The organism is Mesorhizobium sp. Root102, from assembly GCF_001425625.1.
In the GTDB taxonomy this organism is placed as follows: Bacteria; Pseudomonadota; Alphaproteobacteria; order Rhizobiales; family Rhizobiaceae; genus Mesorhizobium.
This window is the reverse complement of the sequence record NZ_LMCP01000045.1, coordinates 255,791-276,537: the sequence shown is the minus strand read 5'-3', so window position 1 is coordinate 276,537 and position 20,747 is coordinate 255,791. Positions and strand designations below refer to the sequence as shown.

Here is a 20,747-nt window from a genome sequence, read left to right as displayed (position 1 = left end):
CAATGAAGAACTATCTCGCTTTGATCGAAAAAGATCCCGACAGCGCGTTCGGTATCCGCTTTCCGGACATCCCCGGTTGCTTTTCAGCTGCGGACGGGGCGGAAGACATCGTACCGAATGCAGTTAAAGCATTACAATTGTGGGCGGACGATATGCCCTCCCGGAGCCGTCTGGCCGCGAAGAGATTGTCGCACTCCCCGATATACGGACAGCGCTCGCCAAAGGAAGCTATTTGGTCCTGGTGCCGGACCGAACTGGCCTGCGGCACGCCAGATCGATGCGGTAAAATAATACCTTTTATTTAAAGTATTGTTTCCGTTTGATTTTTTCATATATTTGCTTTTTTATCCACCTTGACGCGCGCCCTCACCCTCGCCTATAAGCCCCTCACGAAGCAGCGGCCCGCAAAGGCCGCCGTTTTGTTATTGGCGGCGGGCAAGCGCTTTTCGCCAATCCAAGCAACAAGAAACGCCTTCGCTCGTGAAGGTCAGAACCGAGAGCAGAAAACATGACAACCTTTTCGCAGAAGCCTGCGGATGTGGTGAAGAAGTGGATCCTGATCGACGCCGAGGGTCTCGTCGTCGGCCGTCTCGCCACTGTCATCGCCAATCATCTTCGCGGCAAGCACAAGCCGACCTTCACCCCGCATGTCGACGACGGCGACAACGTCATCGTCATCAATGCCGACAAGGTGGTGTTCACCGGCAAGAAGTTCACCGACAAGGTGTATTACTGGCACACCGGCCACCCAGGCGGCATCAAGGAGCGCACCGCGCGCCAGTTGCTCGAGGGTCGTTTCCCCGAGCGTGTCGTCGAGAAGGCCGTTGAGCGCATGGTCCCGCGTGGCCCGCTCGGCCGTCGCCAGATGAAGAACCTGCGCGTCTATGCAGGCGCCGAGCATCCCCATGTCGCCCAGCAGCCCGTTGTACTCGACGTGGCCAAGCTGAACGCCAAGAACAAGAAGGTCGCATAAGATGGCTGAGCTTTCCTCGCTCGCAGAACTGGGCGCCGCCACGGGCAACACCAACACGCAGCCGGCAGCCCCCGTCCACGTCCAGAAGCTCGACAAGTCGGGCCGCGCCTATGCCACCGGCAAGCGCAAGAACGCCATTGCGCGCGTCTGGGTGAAGCCGGGTTCCGGCAAGATCATCGTCAACGACAAGGAATTCGCGACCTATTTCGCGCGTCCGGTCCTGCAGATGATTCTCAACCAGCCGATCATCGCCTCCAACCGCGCCGGCCAGTACGACATCATCGCGACCGTCGTCGGTGGCGGTCTCTCCGGCCAGGCCGGCGCCGTGCGTCACGGCATCTCCAAGGCGCTGACCTACTACGAGCCGACGCTGCGCGCCGTGCTCAAGAAGGGTGGCTTCCTGACCCGCGACAGCCGCGTCGTCGAGCGCAAGAAGTACGGCAAGGCGAAGGCCCGTCGTTCGTTCCAGTTCTCGAAGCGCTAAGCGCTCCGCAACCTCAGACAATCGAAAAGGCTGCCTCCGGGCGGCCTTTTTTGCTTTTGGGGCTCGGCAGTCACACCACCCGGCGCTGTTCACTCGTATGATTTCAGGCGTGAGCCGCCGATTGCTTGATATAATCAATGAACGCTCGCAGCGGCGCTGGCACCAGGCGCCGGCCGGGATAATAGAGGAACGGCCCGGGAAAACTCGGCCACCACGGTTCGAGCACCGGCTCAAGAGCGCCGCTGTCGAAGTAAGGACGAAGCCAGCCCTCGAAGAGGCCGATGATGCCGGTGCCGGCGATGGCAGCGTCGACGGCAAGATCGGTTGCCCCGCCGATCCGCACGATCAATGGCCCCGTCGGATCGACCCGCACCACCTCGCCGTCACGCTCGAATTCCCAAGGCAGCATCGCACCGCTGGCAAAGCGCCCGCGCACGCAGGAGTGGCCAAGCAGGTCGCTTGGGTGTTGCGGCCGCCCATGGCGATCGAGATAGGCAGGGCTGGCGGCTGTGGCGAAATGCTGCACGCGCGGTCCGATCGGCACCGCGATCATGTCTTGTTCCAGCCGCTCGTCATAGCGGATGCCGGCGTCGCAGCCGGCTGCCAGCACATCGACAAAGTTCTCGTCGGCGATCACCTCCAGCCGGATACCGGGATAGGCGGCGAGGAAACCCGGGACGATGTCGGGCAATATCAGCCGCGCAGCGCTGACCGGCACATTGAGACGCAATGAGCCCGCCGGCCTGTCGCGGAAGCCGTTCACCACATCCAGCGCCGCCTCCACCTCCGACAGCGCCGGGCCGAGCCGCTCCAGAAGGCTGAGGCCTGCCTCGGTCGGGACGACGCTGCGCGTCGTGCGGTTGAACAGCCTGACACCGAGCTGTGCCTCCAGGCGACGCACCGCCTCGCTCAAGCCGGAGGCGCTGCCGCCGCTCGCACGCGCGCCATCGCGAAAGCCGCCGGCGCGCGCCACCGCCACGAAAGCGTTCAGGTCACTGAGGTCCATCATTGTTCGCTATTCCGCACGGCCTGTGTGGATTGTACCGGATTATCACGAAGTTGGGCAGCGCCTATCTCTGGCTCCTCAAAGGAGATCAATCATGTCCAATATCCAACAAGCCGGCACCTTCACCCTTGGCAGCCATACCGTGAAGCGGCTCGGCTACGGCGCCATGCAGCTCGCCGGACCCGGCGTGTTCGGGCCGCCCAGGGACCATGACGTGGCATTGGCCGTCCTGCGCGAGGCCGTTGCGCAGGGGATCGACCACATCGATACCAGCGACTTTTACGGTCCGCACTTCACCAACCGGCTGATCCGCGAGGCGCTGGTGCCCTACAAGGACGATCTCGTCATCGTCACCAAGATCGGCGCCCGCCGCGGCACGGATGGATCGTGGCTACCGGCCTTTTCTCCCGAAGCGCTGACCCAGGCGGTGCACGACAATCTAAGCAATCTCGGGCTCGAGGTGCTCGATGTGGTCAATTTGCGCATCATGTTCGATACCCATGGTCCAGCCGAAGGATCGATCGAAGCGCCGCTCACCGTGCTGGCCGGGCTTCAGCAAAAAGGTCTGGTCAGGCACGTCGGTCTGAGCAACGTGACGTCGGCGCAGATCGCGCAAGGACGTGGGATCACCGAGATCGTCTGCGTGCAGAACCAGTACAATCTGGCGCATCGCGGCGACGACGCCCTGATCGACGATCTCGCCCGCGACGGCATCGCCTATGTGCCGTTCTTCCCGCTCGGCGGCTTCAATCCACTGCAATCTTCCACCCTGTCGAAAGTCGCGGCGCGCCTCGGCGCCACACCCATGCAGGTCGCGCTCGCCTGGCTGCTGCGCCGCGCGCCCAACATCCTGCTGATCCCCGGCACATCGTCGGTCGGACATTTGCGGGAGAACCTCGCTGCGGCAGAACTCGAGCTTTCGGACGATGTGCTCGGGGAGTTGGATTGGGTGGCGATGGCCGCTTGAGGGCGCGGCACGGGCTGCCTGTTAGGGTTCGGCTATCACCCTACCCGGCGCTGCGCGCCGACCTCCCCATCAAGGGGAGGTAGAAGGTCGCCGCAATTCGCCATTTCCCAGCGTGGTCCGCGAAGCCCGACAGCCGTTTGGAACGGTCCGACTGAAGGTAAAGCACGGCGTCCTACCCCCCCTCGATGGGGAGGTCGGCGCGAAGCGCCTAGCGGGTAGACAGCGCCAGCGTCGGATTGCTAGTTGATACTCGCCGTATTCGCCGGCTCAGCCGGCCGCGCCTCATCGGCATAAGGCACGCGAAAACCGTTCGCCGCCAGCCAATTGATGGCCGCCTTCGGCTCGTCGGTCTGGATGATGGTGGCGCCGCGATCGGCCCAGAAACCCCAGCTTTCGCGCGGCAGGCTGGCCTGCACCGCCAGTTCGTCGCCGCGGCCGCCGGCAAGGAAGCCACCCGGCTTGTTGACGATCGCATAGGTGTCGGCCCAGATGTGCCAGTTGCCCCGCACCGCGGCCGCGCGCATGCGCGTGCTGAACAGCGGTCCGCCGGTTTCGGTCAGCGTCTGGGCACCCGCCCGCCAGTTGATCAGCTCGATCGCGCGCGGCGAAAAGGCATGGTCGACCGTCTCGGCGAAACCGGCATCACGCACCGCGTCATCGGCGATGATCGGCATGAACTGGAAGCCGTCGCCGATAGCGCCCATGGCGGTCTTGACCGTGGAAATCCGCTGTGAATTCCACAGGTTCTCCTTGACGATGACCTGCTCGACCATGCCGAGATCGCGAGCCACAGCGATCATGCCCGAGAGATCGCCGACGTCGAGCTTGTTGTCGAGGTTGATGAGGATCCTGTCCCTTGTCGCCAGCAGCATCTCGCGCAGCGTCGAAACCGTCTCATTGGTGACGGCGCCGGTGCCCTCTACCACCAGCCTGCAGGTCTTCAGCTCGGCCAGCGTGTATTTGACCACCTCGCCCTTGCAGGTCGTGGTGCGGTCGAGCCAACTGTCATGCATGACGATGAACTCGCCGTCCTTCGAGCGACGGATGTCGACTTCGACGATTTCGGCGCCCATGGCGATCGAGCCTTCCAAGGCAGCAATCGAATTTTCCGCATAGAGCGTCTTGCCGGCCTGCATGCTGCCGGCGCGATGCGCGGCCACCATCACGTGGTCGCGCCACTGGTTGGCATGCTCAAAGCGGTCGAGGATCTGTCTGGCGCGGGTCTCGCCGGCCAAGGCGTGGCCAGGCGCAGCCGCTAGTACCGTGGAAAACAGAAGGCTTAGCCAGATGGTCCGCATCGAGAATCGCTCCTTGCCGGATCGACACCCGGATAGGCGACGCCCGTGACAGGGAGGTGAACGAAGCCGGCTAGCGGAATGCTCGCAGAAGGCGCGTCAGATGCGTTTCGAGAGCCGACGGAACCACGCCAACGCCGGCATCTCAATGAGGCGCCAGGTGATCCATGAGACCGCGATGGTGGCCGCGAGCATGACGATGATCGCCACCGATCCCGTCCAGCCGGCGCCGAAGCCGGTGGCAGGCTGGCCGCGCAGCATGAAGTCGCCAATCAGACCGAGGCCGAGCTTGCGCTCGACGAGCCCGGCGACGTTGATCAGCCGCGCTTGGACGAAGATGTGGACCATGTAGATCGAGTAGGACAGCGCGCCGAGCGTCAGCATGAACGGCATCTTGAGCAAGGCGCTGATCCAGCCGCCCTCATGGGCGAACAGAAACAGCGCCAGCGCGAACACCAGGGGTGCCGCGATGCCGAAATCATTGCCGCCCGCCAGCGAAACGAAAAACACGATGACGGCCACCATGACGATTTCGGCAAGGGTCCAGTCCATCCGTGGGCCGCTCCTGGCGAGGGCCTGTCGCGCCCCTGCAATGGAATCATGCTGAAACCAGGCCAGCAAGGCGCCGAGCGAGAAGCCGTACAGGCAGCGGATGAAGCCGAAATCGAAGGACACATCCATATGATGGGTCGAGAAGCCGAGGAGGAACAGCGGCGCGGTGACGGCGGCGGCGACGAACCATATCCAGGCGCGCGCGCCGGCGACGAAGACCACGCCGGCAAACAAGAGATAGGCGAAGAACTCGGCCGAAATGCTCCAGCTTGGCGCATTCCAGGTCAATTGATCCTCGAAGCCGACACCCTGCAGCAGGAGAAGATTGGCAAGCAGGCTCTTGAGGTCGAAGCCGCCGGTGAAGGGTGCAGCCCCGGTTCCATGCAGTTGCGGCAGCATCAGCCGCAGCAGCTCGAAGCAGGCAAAGGCGGCAAGCATGAGCAGGTGCAGGGGGTAGATGCGGCCGAAACGGACCAGGGCGAAGCGAGCGACCTGTTCCGGCTGGTTGAGCCGATTGCCGTAGCTGCTGGCGATGACGAAACCTGACAAAACAAAGAAGAAATCGACGAAGAGGTAGGACGAACCGATGAAGGCGCTTTGCGAAACAGTCGAACCGGTCGGGAAGTGAAACAGCGCCACCAGAAGCGCGCAGATGCCGCGCCACGAATCGAGGACTAGGAAGCGTTCACCCGCGATCGTACCGGGGTGGGTCGACGCCGCGGCACGCGTGGGATTGAGAAACGCGGTCTGCGTCATGATGATACAAATCCTGTCTTGCCGTGGCACTCGCGCAGCGCCATTCCGTCTCGCCAAGCTGTGACTGGCATCTTCCGTGCCGGTTCTGTAGTTGTTGCACCCCGACGAAAAACGAGGATCCGTAATGGCGAACAACAACATCGACAACGCCTTCACCGCCCGTTCCAAAACGGGCGCCGCGTTCGAGCCGACCTATTCCGGCGCGCTGTCGTTCATGCGGCGCAAATACACCAAGGACGTGAAGGGCGCGGATGCGGTGGTGTGGGGTATTCCCTTCGACGCCGCCGTCACCAACCGGCCCGGCGCTCGTTTCGGGCCTCAGGCGATTCGCCGCGCCTCTGCGATCCTCGACAACGACCCGCAATATCCGTTCTCGCGCGATCTGTTCGAGCATCTGGCGGTCGTCGACTATGGCGATTGCCTGCTCGACTCGGGCAACCACCAGAAGACGCCCGGCACGATCGAACGCGAAGCGGCGAAGATTCTCAAATCCGGCGCCTTCCTGCTGACATTGGGCGGTGACCATTTCGTCACCTGGCCGCTGCTCAAGGCGCATGCCGCCATCCATGGACCACTTGCCCTGGTGCAGTTCGACGCGCATCAGGATACCTGGCCGGACGACGGCAAGCGCATCGACCATGGCTCGTTCGTCGGCCGCGCCGTCAAGGAAGGCATCATCGATCCCGACCGCTCGATCCAGATCGGCATCCGCACCCATGCTCCCGACACGTTTGGCATCAAGATCCTCTACGGCCACGAAATCGAGGAGATGCGGGCGTCCGATATCGCCTACGCCATCGTCGACCGCACCGGCGGCAAGAAGACCTATCTCACCTTCGACATCGACTGCCTCGATCCGGCCTATGCGCCGGGAACCGGCACGCCGGTTGCCGGCGGACCGTCCTCGGCGAAGATCCTGTCGACGCTGCGCCAGCTCAACCAGATCGATATTGTCGGCGCCGATGTCGTGGAGGTTGCGCCGGCCTATGATCACGCCGATATAACGGCGATCGCCGGCTCGATGGTGGCCATGCAATATCTCGGCCTGCTGGCGGAGCGAAAGGCACGGCTTGAAGAGCTGAACAACGGCAACCACAATGGTGCCACAGTGAACTACGGCAACGGCATATAGTCTTGAAATAGCAGGGAATTTGATCGATCCATGAAACCGAAAATCTTCATCGACGGCGAACACGGCACCACCGGCCTGCAGATCCGGGCGTTGCTGGCCGAGCGCGGCGACCTGGAAATCATCTCGGTTCCCGCCGAACGCCGCAAGGAAACGGCTGCGCGCGCCGAGTTCCTCAATGCCGCCGATGTCGCGATCCTGTGCCTGCCCGACGATGCGGCGAAGGAAAGCGTCTCGCTGATCGTGAACGACACCACCAGGGTCATCGATGCGTCGACCGCGCATCGCGTGGCGGAAGGCTGGGCGTATGGTTTCGCCGAGATGGACAAGACGCAGGCGAAAACGATCGCCTCGGCAAAACGCGTTGCCAACCCCGGCTGCTGGCCGCAGGGACCGATCGCCACGCTGCGGCCGCTGGTCACCGCCGGCCTGCTGCCGGCTGATTTCCCGATCACCGTCAACGGCATTTCGGGCTATTCGGGCGGCGGACGGCCGATGATCGAGGACTATGTCGCCAAGGGCGAGGACGCCTCGGAGTTCCTGCCCTACGGCCTCACCTTGCAGCACAAGCACGTGCCGGAACTGAGGGCCTATGCCAGGCTGTCGCATGATCCGATCATGCAGCCGGCGGTCGGCAATTTCGCGCAAGGCATGATCACCGTGGTGCCGTTGCAGCTTGGCGGCCTCGACCATGTGCCGACCGGTGCAGAACTGCATGCGGCGATTGCCGACCATTTCGCCGCCATCAAGGGCGGTGTGGTCGAGGTGGCGCCTTATGCGCATTCGGAGCGTATGGCGGAGATCGATCCGGAGATCTACAACGGCACCAACCGGATGAAGGTCTACGTTTTTGCCAACGACAAACGCGCGCAGGCGCTGCTGCTGGCGGTCTACGACAATCTCGGCAAGGGTGCTTCGGGCGCCGCCGTCCAGAACATGGACCTGATGCTCGGCCTCTGATGGACGCGCCAGCCTTTCCGGCGCGCTGGAAGGTCTGCGCGCCCGAACTGATTGCCGAGACCTTTTCCAGCCGCTGTCAAGGAACTCAAGCCTTTCGACGACGTCGCCGACGAGTTGCGCGGCGAGCATTATCTCGTCTGGCGGCGCGGCAAAGGCGCTGTGCGCCTGCTCACCACGATGGGTTACTGACTGGTCTTGGCTCCTCTTCGGAATTTGTCATGGTCAGCGCGATTCGGGTTCCTCACAGGCGACCCGGTATTCCTCGTTCAACTCCTCGAGCAATGCAGCCCAGGAGGCCGCGCTCGAAAGGCAGATCCAGGACCTGGAAGACCAGGCCAAGGCGATCACGGATCAGGTCAAGGCTGCCCAGGTGCAGCAGGATATTGCCGTAGCCCAAGCCAAGCTCGATGCGCTCAAGGCCGCCGACAAGGTAGCCAAAGCCGCTCACAGCCAGTCCGCACCATCCGCCGCGGCCTTGCGTCAGGCGGAATTCGACGGCGAGAAGACGACATCGTCAAACGAATTCTGGATGTGACCGGCCGATCGGCTCGGGATCAGTTCCTCAGCGCGATTTCGAGCTGCAAGGGGTAGGCGCCCTTGGTGCCGCGCCAATGCGCTGATGCAAAGCCCAACACGATGAGCGCAAACCCCTGGTGGGTCAGCGCCATATGCAGCGGCACATGCATCAGCAGCGTGCCAATGCCGATCGAGGCCTGCACCAGCACCAGCAGAAATAGCAGCGTCGCGCGCCGCGCATGCGTTGAGCCCGGCAGCCGCCGGCGCGTGGCGATCATGTGCCACAAGGCCACGGCAAACACCGTGTAGGCACCGAGCCGATGGATGAACTGCACCGTCTTGGGGCTTTCGAAGAAGTTGCGCCACGCAGGTTCAAGGATCAGCAGATCGCCCGGGATGATCTTGCCGTCCATCAACGGCCAGGTGTTGTAGCTCAGGCCGGCATCGAGCCCGGCGACCAGGCCGCCGAGATAGATCTGGACCAGCGCCAAAAACACGATGAAGCCGGCCAGCCTCTGCGTCGACTGATCGGCGGCGGGCTCGGAATGCGGCGCCAGCCCACGCGCGACCACCATGGTCGCGGTGAAGATCAGCGCGGCGAGCGTCAAGTGAGTCGCCAACCGGTACTGGCTGACGGAGACTCGGTCGACCAGACCGGAGGCCACCATCCACCAGCCGATGGCGCCCTGCAGGCCGCCGAGCAGCAGAATGCCTGCCAGTTTCGGGCCCAGGCCGCGCTCGATGCGGCGCGTTACCCAGAAAAACAGCAACGGCAAGGCGAAGACCAGGCCGACGCTGCGCGCCAGGAGGCGGTGCGCCCATTCCCACCAGAAGATCGACTTGAACGCCTCGATGCTCATGCCCTTGTTGAGCTCGGCATATTGCGGGATCTGCTGGTAGAGCTGGAATTCCTCTTGCCACTCGGCGTCGTTGCGCGGCGGGATCACGCCGTGGATCGGCTTCCACTCAGTGATCGACAGGCCGGAATCGGTGAGCCGGGTGGCGCCGCCGACCAGCACCAGCGCAAACAGCACCAGAAGCACCACATAGAGCCAGCCGCGCAGCAGCGCCCGGTTATGCAGGTCGCGGGCGCGGGCGACGTATGGCGCGGCAGCGGATATGGCAGCCATGATCTTGTCCCGGCAGGTTGGTTTGGCGGATTGGTGGACCATCGCACCCGTGCTGGCAAGGCCGTGCGGCGCGGCACGCCGTCGCGCCACGTCTCACCGGTTGCACAGCTTCGCGCCAAGGCCTATGCGAGGCCAACACCCTGAACCTGCCGGGCCGCTTGTCCAAATTGCCGGCATCCTCGACCAGGAGACCAACCATGCCCGTGCGCCTGAAAAAGCTGATCGGAATGTTTCTGCTGGTAGCACTGGTCATCATCTATGCGCTGGTCGCATCGATCTTCGCGGTCGCCCGGCTGTCGGAATCGGGCCCGTGGGTGCATTTCCTGTTCTTCCTGCTCAGCGGCCTGCTCTGGGTGCTGCCGGCGATGGGCATCATCAAATGGCTGATGCTGGAGCCGAGAGCCAAGCGCTAAGCGAAATCCGGCACCGTCAGATGGTAACGACCATCTTGCCGGCATTGGCCAGCGGCGTCGTCACGCCCGACAGCATGGTGCGGATATGGGCGAGGCTCTGGTAGCGGCCGTTGACTGAAATGCGCGGCAGGGCATGCAGGAAGCCGGCATGCTCGGCGCGCAGCACACCGTGGCGCGTCGTCACGGCGGAGGTATAGCCGGCGTCGCGGGCAAAGCCGACCTCGCGGCAGCCGACAGCGCTGGCATAGCCATAGGGGTAGGCGAAATGGCTGGGCTCTTCGCCCAGTTCGGCCTGCAACATGCCGCGCACGGCGCCAATCTCGTGCCGCGCATCGGTCTCGGAAAGCCGCTTCAGATTGCTGTGGTTGATCGTATGAGCGCCGATCGTCACCAGCGGATGCGCGGCGATGCGGCGGATTTCGCCCCAGTTCATCAATGTGCGCAGGCGCGGGCCATCGGCGTCGACGCCATTCGAGCGAGCCAGATCACGCAACACCGCCTGCAGGTCCTCCTCGCGAACTTCGGAGGTGAGATAGGCATGCAGGCGTGCGTTGGCCTCCAGTTTCTTCGCAGACGTCGAGCAATCGATCGTCAGGGGACCATTCGGCCGCGTCAGAGTGAGGCTGTCGCGCGCCTTGACGACATCCTCGACCACATCCCACCATAGGTCGGCCGTGCCGTTGATCAGCCCGGGCGCGACATAGATGGTGATCGGCGCGCCGTGCTTCTCCAGCACCGGCAGCGCCTCGGTCATGTTGTCGCGATAGGCGTCGTCGGCAGTGATGGTGGCGAACTCCCCGCCCTTGTCGCCTGCCTTGATGCGCTCAACCGCTTCGTCCATGGAGACAAAGGCATAACCGTGCGCCTTCATGTCGGCGATCATGGCATCGAGGAACCCGGGAGCGATGTTGAGATGCCGGTTGACGCTGTCCGGCTTTTCCGGCGTCGCGGTAACGCGGTGCAGCATCAGGATGGCGCCAATGCCGCCGATGAACGGTTTGGCCAGCGGTGCGAGACCGGTATAGCGGGCGACGTTCAGCGCCAGTTTCCGGATTGCCTCCCCGCCGTCGATCATTCATTCACCTTTTGCGCCTAGGCTGATCCAAGCACGGAATGCGCCTACGCGAACCCCCAAATCGCGATCAATACGCCCTAAGGATTGAGGTATGGTTGACGCTGCAGCGTCATTTGACGGCAATCGGCTTGCGGCGACCGAGGCGTCACCGCGCGCCTTGCCACGAAACCATGCCGGCCTGTCGATTTCAGTGGCGTCCACGGACGGACTGGTGGCCTATGCCGAGTTCTGCCGCTCGGCCCTGTTTGCACCACCGCAGGGCGCTGCCTGGATCCTGAACTGGGCTGCAGAGGTCCGACCGGATCTGCTCGTCGCGACGCTGAGCACCGAAGGCAAGCCGGTATTCTCGCTGGCCCTGGAGGTCACCGCCAGCGGTCCTTTCCGCGTCGCCCGCTTCATGGGTGGCCGCCACGCCAATGGCAATTTCGTCGCCGCGGATCCGCACTGGCTGGCCAGGGCAGATGTTTCGGCCATCCGATCGATGCTGACGGCCATCGCCAAGGCACGCCCGGACATCGATCTCGTCGCACTGGAACGATTGCTGCCCGATCTCGACGGCGTCGCCAATCCCCTCGCCTCGCTTGACCATTTTGCCAGCCCCAATTTGTCGCTGGCCGTCGACCTCGCCGGCGGATTCGATGCGCTGCTCTCTCGCGCCAGCGGCAAACGCAAGCGCAAGAAGCACCGTTCGCAGATCCGGAAGTTCGAGGCCGTCGGTAGCCATCGGCGCATCGAGGCGCGCACGGTGGACGAGGTGGACAGGCTGCTCGACGCTTTTTTCGAGATGAAGGAACTCCGCTTCCGCAAGATGGGCATCGCCAACGTCTTCGGCGACGGGCAGGTGCGCGGCTTCTTCCGCGCGCTGTTTTCGCAAGCGGTTGCCGAGGCCGAGCCCTCCTTCGTGCTACACGGGCTCGAGGTTGCCGGAAAGCTGCGCGCCGTCACCGGGTCGAGCCGCTCCGGCAAACGCCTGATCTGCGAGTTCGGCGCGATCGCCGAGGACGATCTCGGTTACGCCAGCCCCGGCGATTTCCTGTTCTTCGACAACATCCAGGAAGCCTGCGAGACCGGTTTCGAGGTCTATGATTTCTCCGTCGGCGACGAGCCCTACAAGCGGCTGTGGTGCGATATCGAAATCCGGCATTTCGAGGTGCTGGCACCCTTGACCATGAAAGGCCGCGCGCTGGCGCTGATGCTGAGGCAAGGTGCGCGGCTCAAGGCCTCCGTCAAGAACAGCCCGACGATCTGGAAGCTGACCAAGATGCTGCGCCGCAAGGCGGCCCGACAGGCAGCGCCGGTCGACGACGACAGCTAAGGCGATGAAGCCGACCATCCGTACACTGTCGCTGCAGGAACTGGCTGTTCTCATCGACTGGGCGGCCGGAGAAGGCTGGAACCCAGGTCTTGAAGACGCGGCGATGTTCCAGGCCGCGGACCCCGAAGGCTTCATCGGCGCCTTTGTCGGCAACGAAATGGTCGCCGCGATCTCGGCAGTGGCCTACGGAATCGAGTTCGGTTTCATCGGCCTCTACATCTGCCGGCCGGACAGACGCGGCAAGGGCTACGGCAAGGCGGTGTGGAACGCTGGAATGACGAAACTTGCCGGTCGCACCATCGGCCTCGACGGCGTCGCAGAGCAGCAGACCAATTACCGAAGCAAGGGCTTCAGGCCGGCCTACGAGACCATCCGCTTCAGTGGGCGCAAGGCAGGACCGGCGGTCAGGGCCGATGGGTTGCGCATGATAACAACGCAGCTCGTGCCCGACATCATCGCCTATGACTCATCTTGTTTTCCGGCGCCGCGGCGGGCCTTCCTGCGGCGATGGCTGCAGGCGCCGCATCACGGGCTGGCGGCGATCAGTTCGCGCGGCACCACCGGCTACGCCGTGGCGCGGCCGTGCCGTTCCGGCTTCAAGATCGGCCCGCTGTTTGCCGACGACATGGAAATCGGTCTGCAATTGCTGGATGGGCTGGCCGGTGCCTGCGAGGGCGGCGAACTGCACATCGACGTTCCCGCCGAGAATACCGGCTTCATTGCGGCGCTCGAGGTGGCCGGCTTTGCGCCGACCTTCACAACCACCCGCATGTACAAGGGCCCGGCTCTGAAGCTTGGGCTGCAGCAGCTGTTCGGCGTAACGACCCTGGAACTGGGATAGAGATTGGACGGACCCTGAATACAGGCCTCCGCCAGGCGATCCTCGGCCCTCTCAGGCGGCGGCGGTGCGCCGTCCGGGCACCGGATTGCCGGGCGGTTCGTGGCCGAGCGGCGTCACCAGCGTCAGGTCGGGATAGCCGTTCTCGATCAGCTTGACCGCGGCGTGCGTCACCTCGTCGTCCGGCTCCAGCATGGACAGAAAGACCTCGGTGGCATCGCCGGCCAGACGGCTGATGCCTTGCGCGTCGGCAGGTCCGCACTCGACCACGACCAGATCATAGGCCGTGGTCAGCGACTGCATGATGATCGGCAGCCGGTCGGCGGCGCGCATGGCGCGGACCGGATCGGCGGTGCCGACAGGGATGACGTGACAGTCCGAGTAGAGATCGGCGTGGATGACGTCGCTGAACTGCGCTTCCGAAGCGAGCAGGTTGGTGATGCCGGGGAAAAGGCCGCTGTCCAGCATCGGCCGCGAGGCGGCCCCCGAAGCGGTGAGGTCCAGCAACAGGACACGCAGGCCGGCGTCCGCGACCTCGCGTGCCACCAGGACCGCGGATGCGGCTGCCTCGTCGCCCTCCGGCGAGACGAAGATGGCGCGCGCCGCGCCGCTGGCGATCAGCTTTTCAGCAGCCTTCTCGACGTCGATCTCGCCCAGGGTGGAACGCACCGGTTCGGGCTCGGCCGCCGTCTGCTCGGTGGTCGCCGCATCGGGCATTGCGACCATATCAGGCGCCTCGGCCCTGTTGGGCATCGCAGCCGTGTGGAGCTCGGCCTCCGCTTCAGTCAGATCTTCTTCCATCTCCTGGCGAACGACGGAATCCCGCAGGATGGCGGGCTCCTGGCGGACGACCGGCTTCGCGACCACATCAGGCGCTTGCGCGACATGGGGCATCGCGACCTCATCGATCCGTTCGAAGCGGGAACCGGTCGCCGGGCGCATCGCACGGCCGGAAAACAGCTCCCGCAGCAGCGTCACGATGGCCATGATCAGCAGCGATGCGGCGAATGCGGCGCCGACGATCGGCCCGACCTTCGGGAAATAGGCCTCCGAGGGAACCGAAGCCTTTGAGGCGATCCGCGCGTCGACCGGCAGATAGTTGCGATCCTGGCGCGAAGCCGCTTCGCGGTAGTTGGTCAGATACAGCTCGAGTTGCTGCCGTTTGGCGGTCGCGTCGCGCTGCAGCGCGTCGAGATCGACCTGCTGTTCACCGGCCTGCGCCGACGCCGCCTTCAACGTGTTGACGTCGGCGACAAGCTGGCTCTCGCGGGCCTTTGCCGTCTCGGCCTGCATCAACAGGCCTTTCATGATCTTCTGCGCCTCGCTGCGAATCTGCGCGTCGAGATCGGCCAGTTGCGATTTCAGCGCGCGAATACGCGGATGATTGCCTAGCAGTGTCGTCGACAGATCGGCGATGTTGGAGCGCAATTCGACCTGGCGCTCGCGCAAGCGCTGGATCAGGTCCGACGACAGAACCTCCGGCACGGCATCCAGCGAACCGCCATTCTGCAGCGCCCTGTGCACACCGTCAGCGGTCGCTTCCGCCGCGGCGCGATTGGCCCGCACTTTCGACAGTTCGCTCGACAGCTCCGAAAGCTGCTGGGTGGCCAGCACCGAATTGTTGCCACCCATCAGAAGATCGGACTGTGAGCGGTAGGCGGCGACCTTCGCCTCGGCAGCTTTGACCTGCTGCTGCAGATCGGCGATCTCCGGCGCCAGAAAATCGGCGGCGGCGTTGTTCGATTCGAGCTTGGCCGCCCCCTGCCCCGCAATGTAGGCAGCGGCAATGGCGTCCGGTATGGCGGCCGCCAGCCTGGGATCTTCCGATGAGAACTCAATGGCAATGATGCGGGTCTTCTCGACGCCATAGACGTTGAGCTTCTCGTGCATCTTCTTGAGGACGCGTTCTTCCGCCGGAATTTCCATCGGGTCGCTTTTCAGGCCGACGAGGACCAGAGCGCGGCTCAACGGCGACATGTCGAGCGCTTCATTGAACTCGGGCAGCTTTTCCAGTCCAAGATTCTGCGCGACCTGCTTGAGGATTTCGTTGGAGGAAATTATCTGGACCTGGGTGGCGACGCCTTGTTCGTCGAGAATTGGCTTGTCGGTGTCGTTGTTGTTGCTGGCGGGCCGCGTATAGACGGATTCACGCGGGGCGATCTCCACCTGCGTCTCGGCCTTGTAGTGCCGGGTCGCCAGCGAGGCAAAGGCGAACGCAAGCCCCGTCACCACCAGGACGACGACGACTATGCGCAGCCAGTTCCTCGCCAGGCTGGCGAAGAGCTGCCTGAGATCGACGTCGACATCTGCGGCCGCGGACTGAACGGACATGCATCCCTACTCCGATACTGGGTCAGCACGCACCGTAAACAACTATGGTAACTCAGCCGTTAAGATCGCGGTAAGTTTCCGTTAGGGTTTACTGGCGGGCGATAAACAAAACCGCCAAAAATCGTAAAACTCTTGCCGATGCGCCGCGTGTCGGCCGCTCCCTTTACCGGCCATTAACCCTAACAGGATGATAACGGACCTCGATCCCTGATGTTTGCTGCGACGCCGCAGCGGCCAGTCGAAGGTACCTGTCCGGTCATGAAAAGCACTGCTTCCCTGTTTCGCGCTCTGCTTGCCGTATCGATGCTGGCTGGCTGTTCCAGTTACCGGCCGACGCCGGCGGCCTTCCATGCGGTGCTCGATCAGCCCTATCGTCTTGGCGCCGGCGACCGCGTCCGCGTCACCGTGTTCGAGCAGGACGGCCTGACCAACACCTATAGCGTCGACCAATCCGGCTACCTCTCCTTCCCGCTTGTCGGAGCCATACCGGCGCGCGGCCACACCGCGCAGCAGATGGAAAAGGCAATCGCCGACAAATTGCGGCAAGGCTATCTGCGCGATCCCGACGTCTCGGTCGAGATTGACCGCTACCGGCCAATCTTCGTCATGGGCGAAGTCGGAGCCGCGGGCCAATACTCCTACGTCCCCGGCCTGACGGTGCAGAAGGCAATCGCCATTGCCGGCGGTTTCACACCGCGCGCCAATCAGGAAAGCGTCGACATCACCCGCGACATCAACGGCAAGGTGATGACGGGCCGCGTGGTCACCTCCGACCCGCTGCTGCCCGGCGATACCGTCTACGTCCGCGAACGTCTGTTCTGACAGATACCAAGTGGCGGACACACTCAGGATCGTCCATTGCTTTCGTTCACCCGTCGGAGGAATCTTCCGGCATGTGCGCGACCTGACCGAGGCGCAGGTCGCGGCCGGGCATTCCGTCGGTATCGTCTGCGATTCGACCACCGGCGGCGAGTTCGAGGAACATCTGTTCGAGCAGATGCAGGACATGCTGGCGCTCGGCATCCATCGCACGCCGATGCAGCGCCATGTCGGCCCGGGCGATCTTGCCTCCGCCTGGCGCACCTACAGGATCATCAAGGAATTGCGGCCGGATGTGTTGCACGGGCACGGCGCCAAGGGTGGCGCCTATGCCCGTCTGTTCGGCTCATTGTTGCGGGTATCAAGGTCTCGCGTAGCCCGCCTTTATTCACCGCATGGTGGCTCTCTCCACTATGACGAGAACACGACCACCGGGAATCTGTTCTTCGCGCTCGAGCGCTTCATGGCCCGATTCACCGACTGCCTGCTGTTTGTCTCCGACTATGAACGGCAAACCTATCGCAGGAAGGTCGGCGAGCCGCCCATTCCCAACACCCTGGTCTATAACGGCCTGCGCGCCACCGAATTCGAGCCGGTGATCACCGAGCCGGACGCGGCCGATCTGCTCTATATCGGCATGATGCGCGACCTGAAGGGACCAGACATCTTTATCGATGCACTCGCCCTCGCCGGCCCCCAGTTCGGCCGCGCGCTGACCGCAGTGATGGTCGGCGACGGCGACGACCTGCCGCGCTACCACGCGCAAGTGAAACGCCTCGGGATTGAGCGCCATGTCCGCTTCCTGCCGCCGATGCCGGCCAGGGAGGCCTTCGCTCTGGCGGCGCTCGTCATCGTTCCCTCGCGCGCCGAGGCCATGCCCTATATCGTGCTGGAAACGCTTGCCGCGGGAAAGGCGATGATCGCAACCGCGGTCGGCGGCATTCCGGAGATCTTCGCCACCGGTTCCCCTGCCCTGATCCGGCCCGACCCGGTCGAGCTTGCCGACAAGATGAGCCAGGCGCTGGCCGACCCCGCCGCCTATCGCGACCTGATGCCCGATGGCGCCGACCTCAAGGCGAGATTTGGCGCCGATGTGATGGCCGCCGACATCGAGAAGGCCTACTTCGCCGCGCTGGGCAAATAGACGCAAGGCCTAAAGCGCGTCGCGTTTGAACGGATTCAGGCGACGCGCTTTAGGTCTTTGTTTTTATGCATGTCGTTCTCCCAAAACCGGGGCCACTTTTGGGCGACATGCATAGCCGTTTCAAAGCCACGGGTTGTTTCAAGGGTTTCTTAGCTCTCTTTTGCTATTCACCGCAGGGAAGCTTGCGGAAAGCCCCATGAACGAGATCGACCCCGCGCGCCGCTTTTCACCAGAGGCGGTGCGTAAATTCGACGGCCCGGCCGATGGCGACACGCCCGGCGGGATGAACGATGTCGCCCGCCAGGTCGCGTCGCAGTACAGGCGCGATACGATGTCGCCGATCATGGTCAGCGGCGTCCTGCGCATGGTCGAGTTCGGCTTGCTGTTCGTGTCCGGGCTTGCCGTCTATTTCCATTATGTCGGGTTCTTCAACTATCTCGCCTGGCAATATCCACTGACGATCGCCGCCGCGTCGTTCCTTGCCGTGGTGCTGCTCGACGTCACCGACTGCTACCAGATCGTCGCCCTGATGCGGCCTATCGTCAATTTCGGCCGCGTGCTGCTGGTCTGGGCCGGCACTTTCGCCCTCATGGCGCTGACGGCGTTCGTCATGAAGATGTCGGAAGACTATTCACGCCTTTTGTTCGGCAGCTGGTTCGTCACCGGCTTCGTTCTCATCTTCGGCCTCAGGCTGGTGATGTCGAAGCTGATCCGGGCCTGGGCGCGCGATGGCCGCATGGAGCGGCGCGCCGTCATCGTCGGCGGCGGCAAGGCGGCGGAAATCCTGATCCGTTCGGTCGAAAAACAGCCTTACAACGACATCCGCATCTGCGGCATCTTCGATGATCGCGGCGACAAGCGCTCGCCGCCCATCGTCGCCGGCTATCCCAAGCTTGGCACCATTTCGGAACTGATCGAATTCGCCCGCATCGCCCGCATCGACATGCTGATCGTATCGCTGCCGCTGACCGCCGAATCGCGTGTGCTGCAGTTGCTGAAGAAGCTGTGGGTGCTGCCGGTCGACATCCGGCTGTCGGCGCATTCCAACGCGCTGCAGTTTCGCCCGCGCGCCTATTCCTACATCGGCGCGGTGCCGATGCTCGACATCTTCGACAAGCCGATCAACGATTGGGATTCGGTCGCCAAGCGCGCCTTCGACATCGTCTTCAGTCTGATCGGCATCGTCGTGTTCTCGCCGGTGATGCTGGCGACCGCCATCGCCATCAAGCTCGACAGCAAGGGGCCGGTGCTGTTTCACCAGAAGCGGCACGGTTTCAACAACGAGATCATCGAGGTCTACAAATTCCGTTCGATGTATACGGACAAGGCCGACCCGACCGCCAAGCAGACGGTGACCAAGAACGATCCTCGCGTTACCCGCGTCGGCCGCTTTATCCGCAAGACCTCGATCGACGAGCTGCCGCAGTTCTTCAACTCGCTGCTCGGTTCGCTGTCGCTGGTCGGTCCGCGCCCGCACGCCATCGCCGCGCAGTCGCACAACCTGCTCTACAACGAAGTGGTCGACGGCTATTTCGCGCGCCACAAGGTCAAGCCGGGCGTCACCGGCTGGGCGCAGATCAATGGCTGGCGCGGCGAGATGGACACCAACGAGAAGATCCGCATGCGCACGGAGTATGACCTCTACTACATCGAGAACTGGTCGCTGCTGTTCGACTTGCGGATCCTGTTCCTGACGCCGATCCGGCTCTTGAACACGGAAAACGCCTATTGAGCGCGATCAGCCATGATTTGCCGCGCGCGACGGTCAACGCCAAGCTGATCGCGCTGATTTCCTCGGGCGCGGTCTTCCTCGGCATCCTGCTGTCCGGCTTCGTCATCAGCGAGCCGGCGCCTTATGAACTCTACATGGCCGGGTTGATCGCCATCTGGGCGCTTTTCGGCTTGCGGATTTCCCGCGCGGCCACGCCGCTCCTGGTGCTGCTGGTGACGATGAACATTGGCGGCATGATCTCCATGACGCAGATGGCGGATCTGGCCAACACGCCGCTCTATCTCGCCGTGTCGCTGTTTCTCGCCTTCAGCGCGGTGTTCTTCGCATCGATCACCGCTGTGCGGCCGAGCCTCTACCGACTGATCTTCATTGCCTACGTGGTTTCTGCCGTGGCGACTTCGCTGCTTGGTATTGCCGGCTACTTCCACGCCTTTCCGGGCGCCGAAATGTTCACCAAATACGACCGTGCCGCCGGCGCCTTCCAGGATCCGAACGTGTTTGGCCCGTTCCTGGTTCTGCCCGGCATCTATCTGCTCTATCTGCTTTTGACCGGACCGGTCACGCGCATGCCGCTGCTGGCGGTGCCGCTGCTGATCATCACCGCCGGCATCTTCTTTTCCTTCTCGCGCGGCGCCTGGGGCATGTTCGCCGTCTCGGCTGTCCTGCTCACCGGCTGCCTGTTCCTGCAAAGCGCCAGCGGCATGTTCCGGCTGCGCGTGGTGGTGATGACGATCGCGGCGCTGGCGCTGCTGGTCGTCGCCATGATCGTCATCCTGCAGCTGCCGGGCGTGTCGGAGATGTTTTCCAACCGCGCCCATCTCGAGCAGAGCTACGACACCGCGCGCCTCGGCCGCTTCGCCCGCTACGGGATCGGCTTCCAGATGGCGATGGAGCATCCGTTCGGCATCGGCCCGCTGGTCTTCGGCACGATCTTTGGTGAAGACACCCACGACATCTGGCTGAAGATGCTGATGGACTATGGCTGGCTCGGCTTCGTGTCGTTCCTGGCGCTCGTCGCCTGGACGATGGCTGCCGGATTCCGCATCCTGCTGCGCGACCGGCCTTGGCAGCCATATCTCCTGTGCGCCTATGTCGCCTTCATCGGCAATATCGGGCTCGGCACCTTCATCGACATCGACCACTGGCGCCATGTCTACCTGCTGCTCGGCCTGGTCTGGGGCGCCATCGCGTTGGAATACCGCCATCAGCGGCTGTTGCGGCCCGCCTTTCAGCGCTCATCCGCACCCGCAATCGCAGCAGGATAAAAGTCGAGGAATTCGGTTGACCCGCACGGGGTTATCACGATACATCG

20 protein-coding genes and 1 pseudogene are annotated in these 20,747 nt (G+C 63.4%); 14 read left to right on the top strand and 7 right to left on the bottom strand.

Going from position 1 to position 20,747, the window contains the following annotated elements:
- Positions 1–2: 2 nt before the first annotated feature.
- The 3 genes from ASD12_RS27620 (at position 3) to rpsI (ending at position 1,457) form a co-directional block, all read left to right on the top strand.
- Positions 3–305: a type II toxin-antitoxin system HicB family antitoxin gene (locus ASD12_RS27620; RefSeq protein ID WP_056594187.1), complete on the top strand. Its 303-nt coding sequence runs from the start codon at positions 3–5 to the stop codon at positions 303–305.
- Positions 306–508: 203 nt separating this feature from the next.
- Positions 509–973: a 50S ribosomal protein L13 gene (rplM, locus tag ASD12_RS27615; protein WP_013532205.1), complete on the top strand. Its 465-nt coding sequence runs from the start codon at positions 509–511 to the stop codon at positions 971–973.
- A 1-nt stretch (position 974) separates the two neighbouring features.
- A complete protein-coding gene (gene rpsI / locus ASD12_RS27610) occupies positions 975–1,457 on the top strand; it encodes a 30S ribosomal protein S9 (RefSeq protein ID WP_056594184.1) in 483 nt (160 codons plus the stop codon).
- A gap of 103 nt (positions 1,458–1,560) precedes the next feature.
- On the opposite strand, the gene ASD12_RS27605 is transcribed toward rpsI, so the two are convergent.
- Positions 1,561–2,466, bottom strand: coding sequence for a LysR family transcriptional regulator (locus tag ASD12_RS27605; RefSeq protein ID WP_056594181.1), 906 nt, complete (start codon positions 2,464–2,466; stop codon positions 1,561–1,563).
- 91 nt (positions 2,467–2,557) lie between these two features.
- On the opposite strand from ASD12_RS27605, the gene ASD12_RS27600 reads away from it, so the two are divergent.
- A complete protein-coding gene (locus tag ASD12_RS27600) occupies positions 2,558–3,430 on the top strand; it encodes an aldo/keto reductase family oxidoreductase (RefSeq protein WP_056594178.1) in 873 nt (290 codons plus the stop codon).
- 239 nt (positions 3,431–3,669) lie between these two features.
- Here the strand turns inward: ASD12_RS27600 and ASD12_RS27595 are convergent, their stop codons facing one another.
- A complete protein-coding gene (locus ASD12_RS27595; RefSeq protein WP_056594176.1) occupies positions 3,670–4,728 on the bottom strand; it encodes a glycerophosphodiester phosphodiesterase family protein in 1,059 nt (352 codons plus the stop codon).
- 96 nt (positions 4,729–4,824) lie between these two features.
- Positions 4,825–6,033 carry an acyltransferase gene (locus tag ASD12_RS27590; RefSeq protein ID WP_056594172.1) on the bottom strand — a complete coding sequence of 403 codons (1,209 nt, stop codon included), beginning with the start codon at positions 6,031–6,033 and terminating at the stop codon, positions 4,825–4,827.
- A gap of 124 nt (positions 6,034–6,157) precedes the next feature.
- Between ASD12_RS27590 and speB the strand changes: the two genes are divergently transcribed.
- The 3 genes and pseudogenes from speB to ASD12_RS33705 all read left to right on the top strand — a co-directional run.
- Positions 6,158–7,165 (top strand): agmatinase, encoded by a 1,008-nt coding sequence (gene speB, locus ASD12_RS27585; protein WP_056594167.1) that lies wholly within the window; start codon positions 6,158–6,160, stop codon positions 7,163–7,165.
- Between the two features lie 30 nt (positions 7,166–7,195).
- Complete coding sequence (gene argC, locus ASD12_RS27580; protein ID WP_056594164.1) at positions 7,196–8,122, top strand: N-acetyl-gamma-glutamyl-phosphate reductase; 927 nt, start codon at positions 7,196–7,198, stop codon at positions 8,120–8,122.
- A pseudogene (locus tag ASD12_RS33705) lies at positions 8,119–8,293 on the top strand (aminoglycoside phosphotransferase family protein); the annotation flags it as partial. The gene argC and the pseudogene ASD12_RS33705, both read left to right, overlap by 4 nt.
- Positions 8,294–8,363: 70 nt before the next feature.
- On the opposite strand, the gene ASD12_RS27575 reads toward ASD12_RS33705, so the two are convergent.
- Positions 8,364–8,570, bottom strand: coding sequence for a hypothetical protein (locus ASD12_RS27575; RefSeq protein ID WP_056594159.1), 207 nt, complete (start codon positions 8,568–8,570; stop codon positions 8,364–8,366).
- A 106-nt stretch (positions 8,571–8,676) separates the two neighbouring features.
- On the bottom strand, positions 8,677–9,768 hold the full coding sequence (locus ASD12_RS27570) for a COX15/CtaA family protein (RefSeq protein WP_082525715.1): 1,092 nt from the start codon (positions 9,766–9,768) through the stop codon (positions 8,677–8,679).
- Between the two features lie 197 nt (positions 9,769–9,965).
- Between ASD12_RS27570 and ASD12_RS27565 the strand changes: the two genes are divergently transcribed.
- Positions 9,966–10,181, top strand: coding sequence for a DUF2842 domain-containing protein (locus ASD12_RS27565; RefSeq protein ID WP_056594156.1), 216 nt, complete (start codon positions 9,966–9,968; stop codon positions 10,179–10,181).
- 16 nt (positions 10,182–10,197) lie between these two features.
- Here the strand turns inward: ASD12_RS27565 and ASD12_RS27560 are convergent, their stop codons facing one another.
- The gene (locus ASD12_RS27560; RefSeq protein ID WP_056594153.1) at positions 10,198–11,256 is read right to left on the bottom strand and encodes a polysaccharide deacetylase family protein; all 1,059 of its coding nucleotides are present in this window, start codon (positions 11,254–11,256) and stop codon (positions 10,198–10,200) included.
- A 91-nt stretch (positions 11,257–11,347) separates the two neighbouring features.
- On the opposite strand from ASD12_RS27560, the gene ASD12_RS27555 reads away from it, so the two are divergent.
- Entirely contained in the window at positions 11,348–12,571 is a 1,224-nt protein-coding gene (locus ASD12_RS27555; RefSeq protein ID WP_056594150.1) for a GNAT family N-acetyltransferase, read from the top strand.
- Positions 12,572–12,575: 4 nt separating this feature from the next.
- Positions 12,576–13,412 carry a GNAT family N-acetyltransferase gene (locus ASD12_RS27550; RefSeq protein ID WP_056594147.1) on the top strand — a complete coding sequence of 279 codons (837 nt, stop codon included), beginning with the start codon at positions 12,576–12,578 and terminating at the stop codon, positions 13,410–13,412.
- A gap of 51 nt (positions 13,413–13,463) precedes the next feature.
- On the opposite strand, the gene ASD12_RS27545 is transcribed toward ASD12_RS27550, so the two are convergent.
- The gene (locus ASD12_RS27545) at positions 13,464–15,740 is read right to left on the bottom strand and encodes an exopolysaccharide transport family protein (RefSeq protein WP_056594143.1); all 2,277 of its coding nucleotides are present in this window, start codon (positions 15,738–15,740) and stop codon (positions 13,464–13,466) included.
- A gap of 258 nt (positions 15,741–15,998) precedes the next feature.
- On the opposite strand from ASD12_RS27545, the gene ASD12_RS27540 reads away from it, so the two are divergent.
- The 4 genes from ASD12_RS27540 (at position 15,999) to ASD12_RS27525 (ending at position 20,700) form a co-directional block, all read left to right on the top strand.
- Positions 15,999–16,562, top strand: coding sequence for a polysaccharide biosynthesis/export family protein (locus ASD12_RS27540; RefSeq protein WP_056594545.1), 564 nt, complete (start codon positions 15,999–16,001; stop codon positions 16,560–16,562).
- A gap of 10 nt (positions 16,563–16,572) precedes the next feature.
- Entirely contained in the window at positions 16,573–17,703 is a 1,131-nt protein-coding gene (locus tag ASD12_RS27535; protein ID WP_056594139.1) for a glycosyltransferase, read from the top strand.
- Between the two features lie 196 nt (positions 17,704–17,899).
- On the top strand, positions 17,900–19,435 hold the full coding sequence (locus ASD12_RS27530) for an undecaprenyl-phosphate glucose phosphotransferase (RefSeq protein ID WP_056594136.1): 1,536 nt from the start codon (positions 17,900–17,902) through the stop codon (positions 19,433–19,435).
- Positions 19,432–20,700: an O-antigen ligase family protein gene (locus ASD12_RS27525; protein ID WP_056594133.1), complete on the top strand. Its 1,269-nt coding sequence runs from the start codon at positions 19,432–19,434 to the stop codon at positions 20,698–20,700. Before ASD12_RS27530 ends, ASD12_RS27525 begins: the two co-directional genes overlap by 4 nt.
- Positions 20,701–20,747 lie beyond the last annotated feature (47 nt).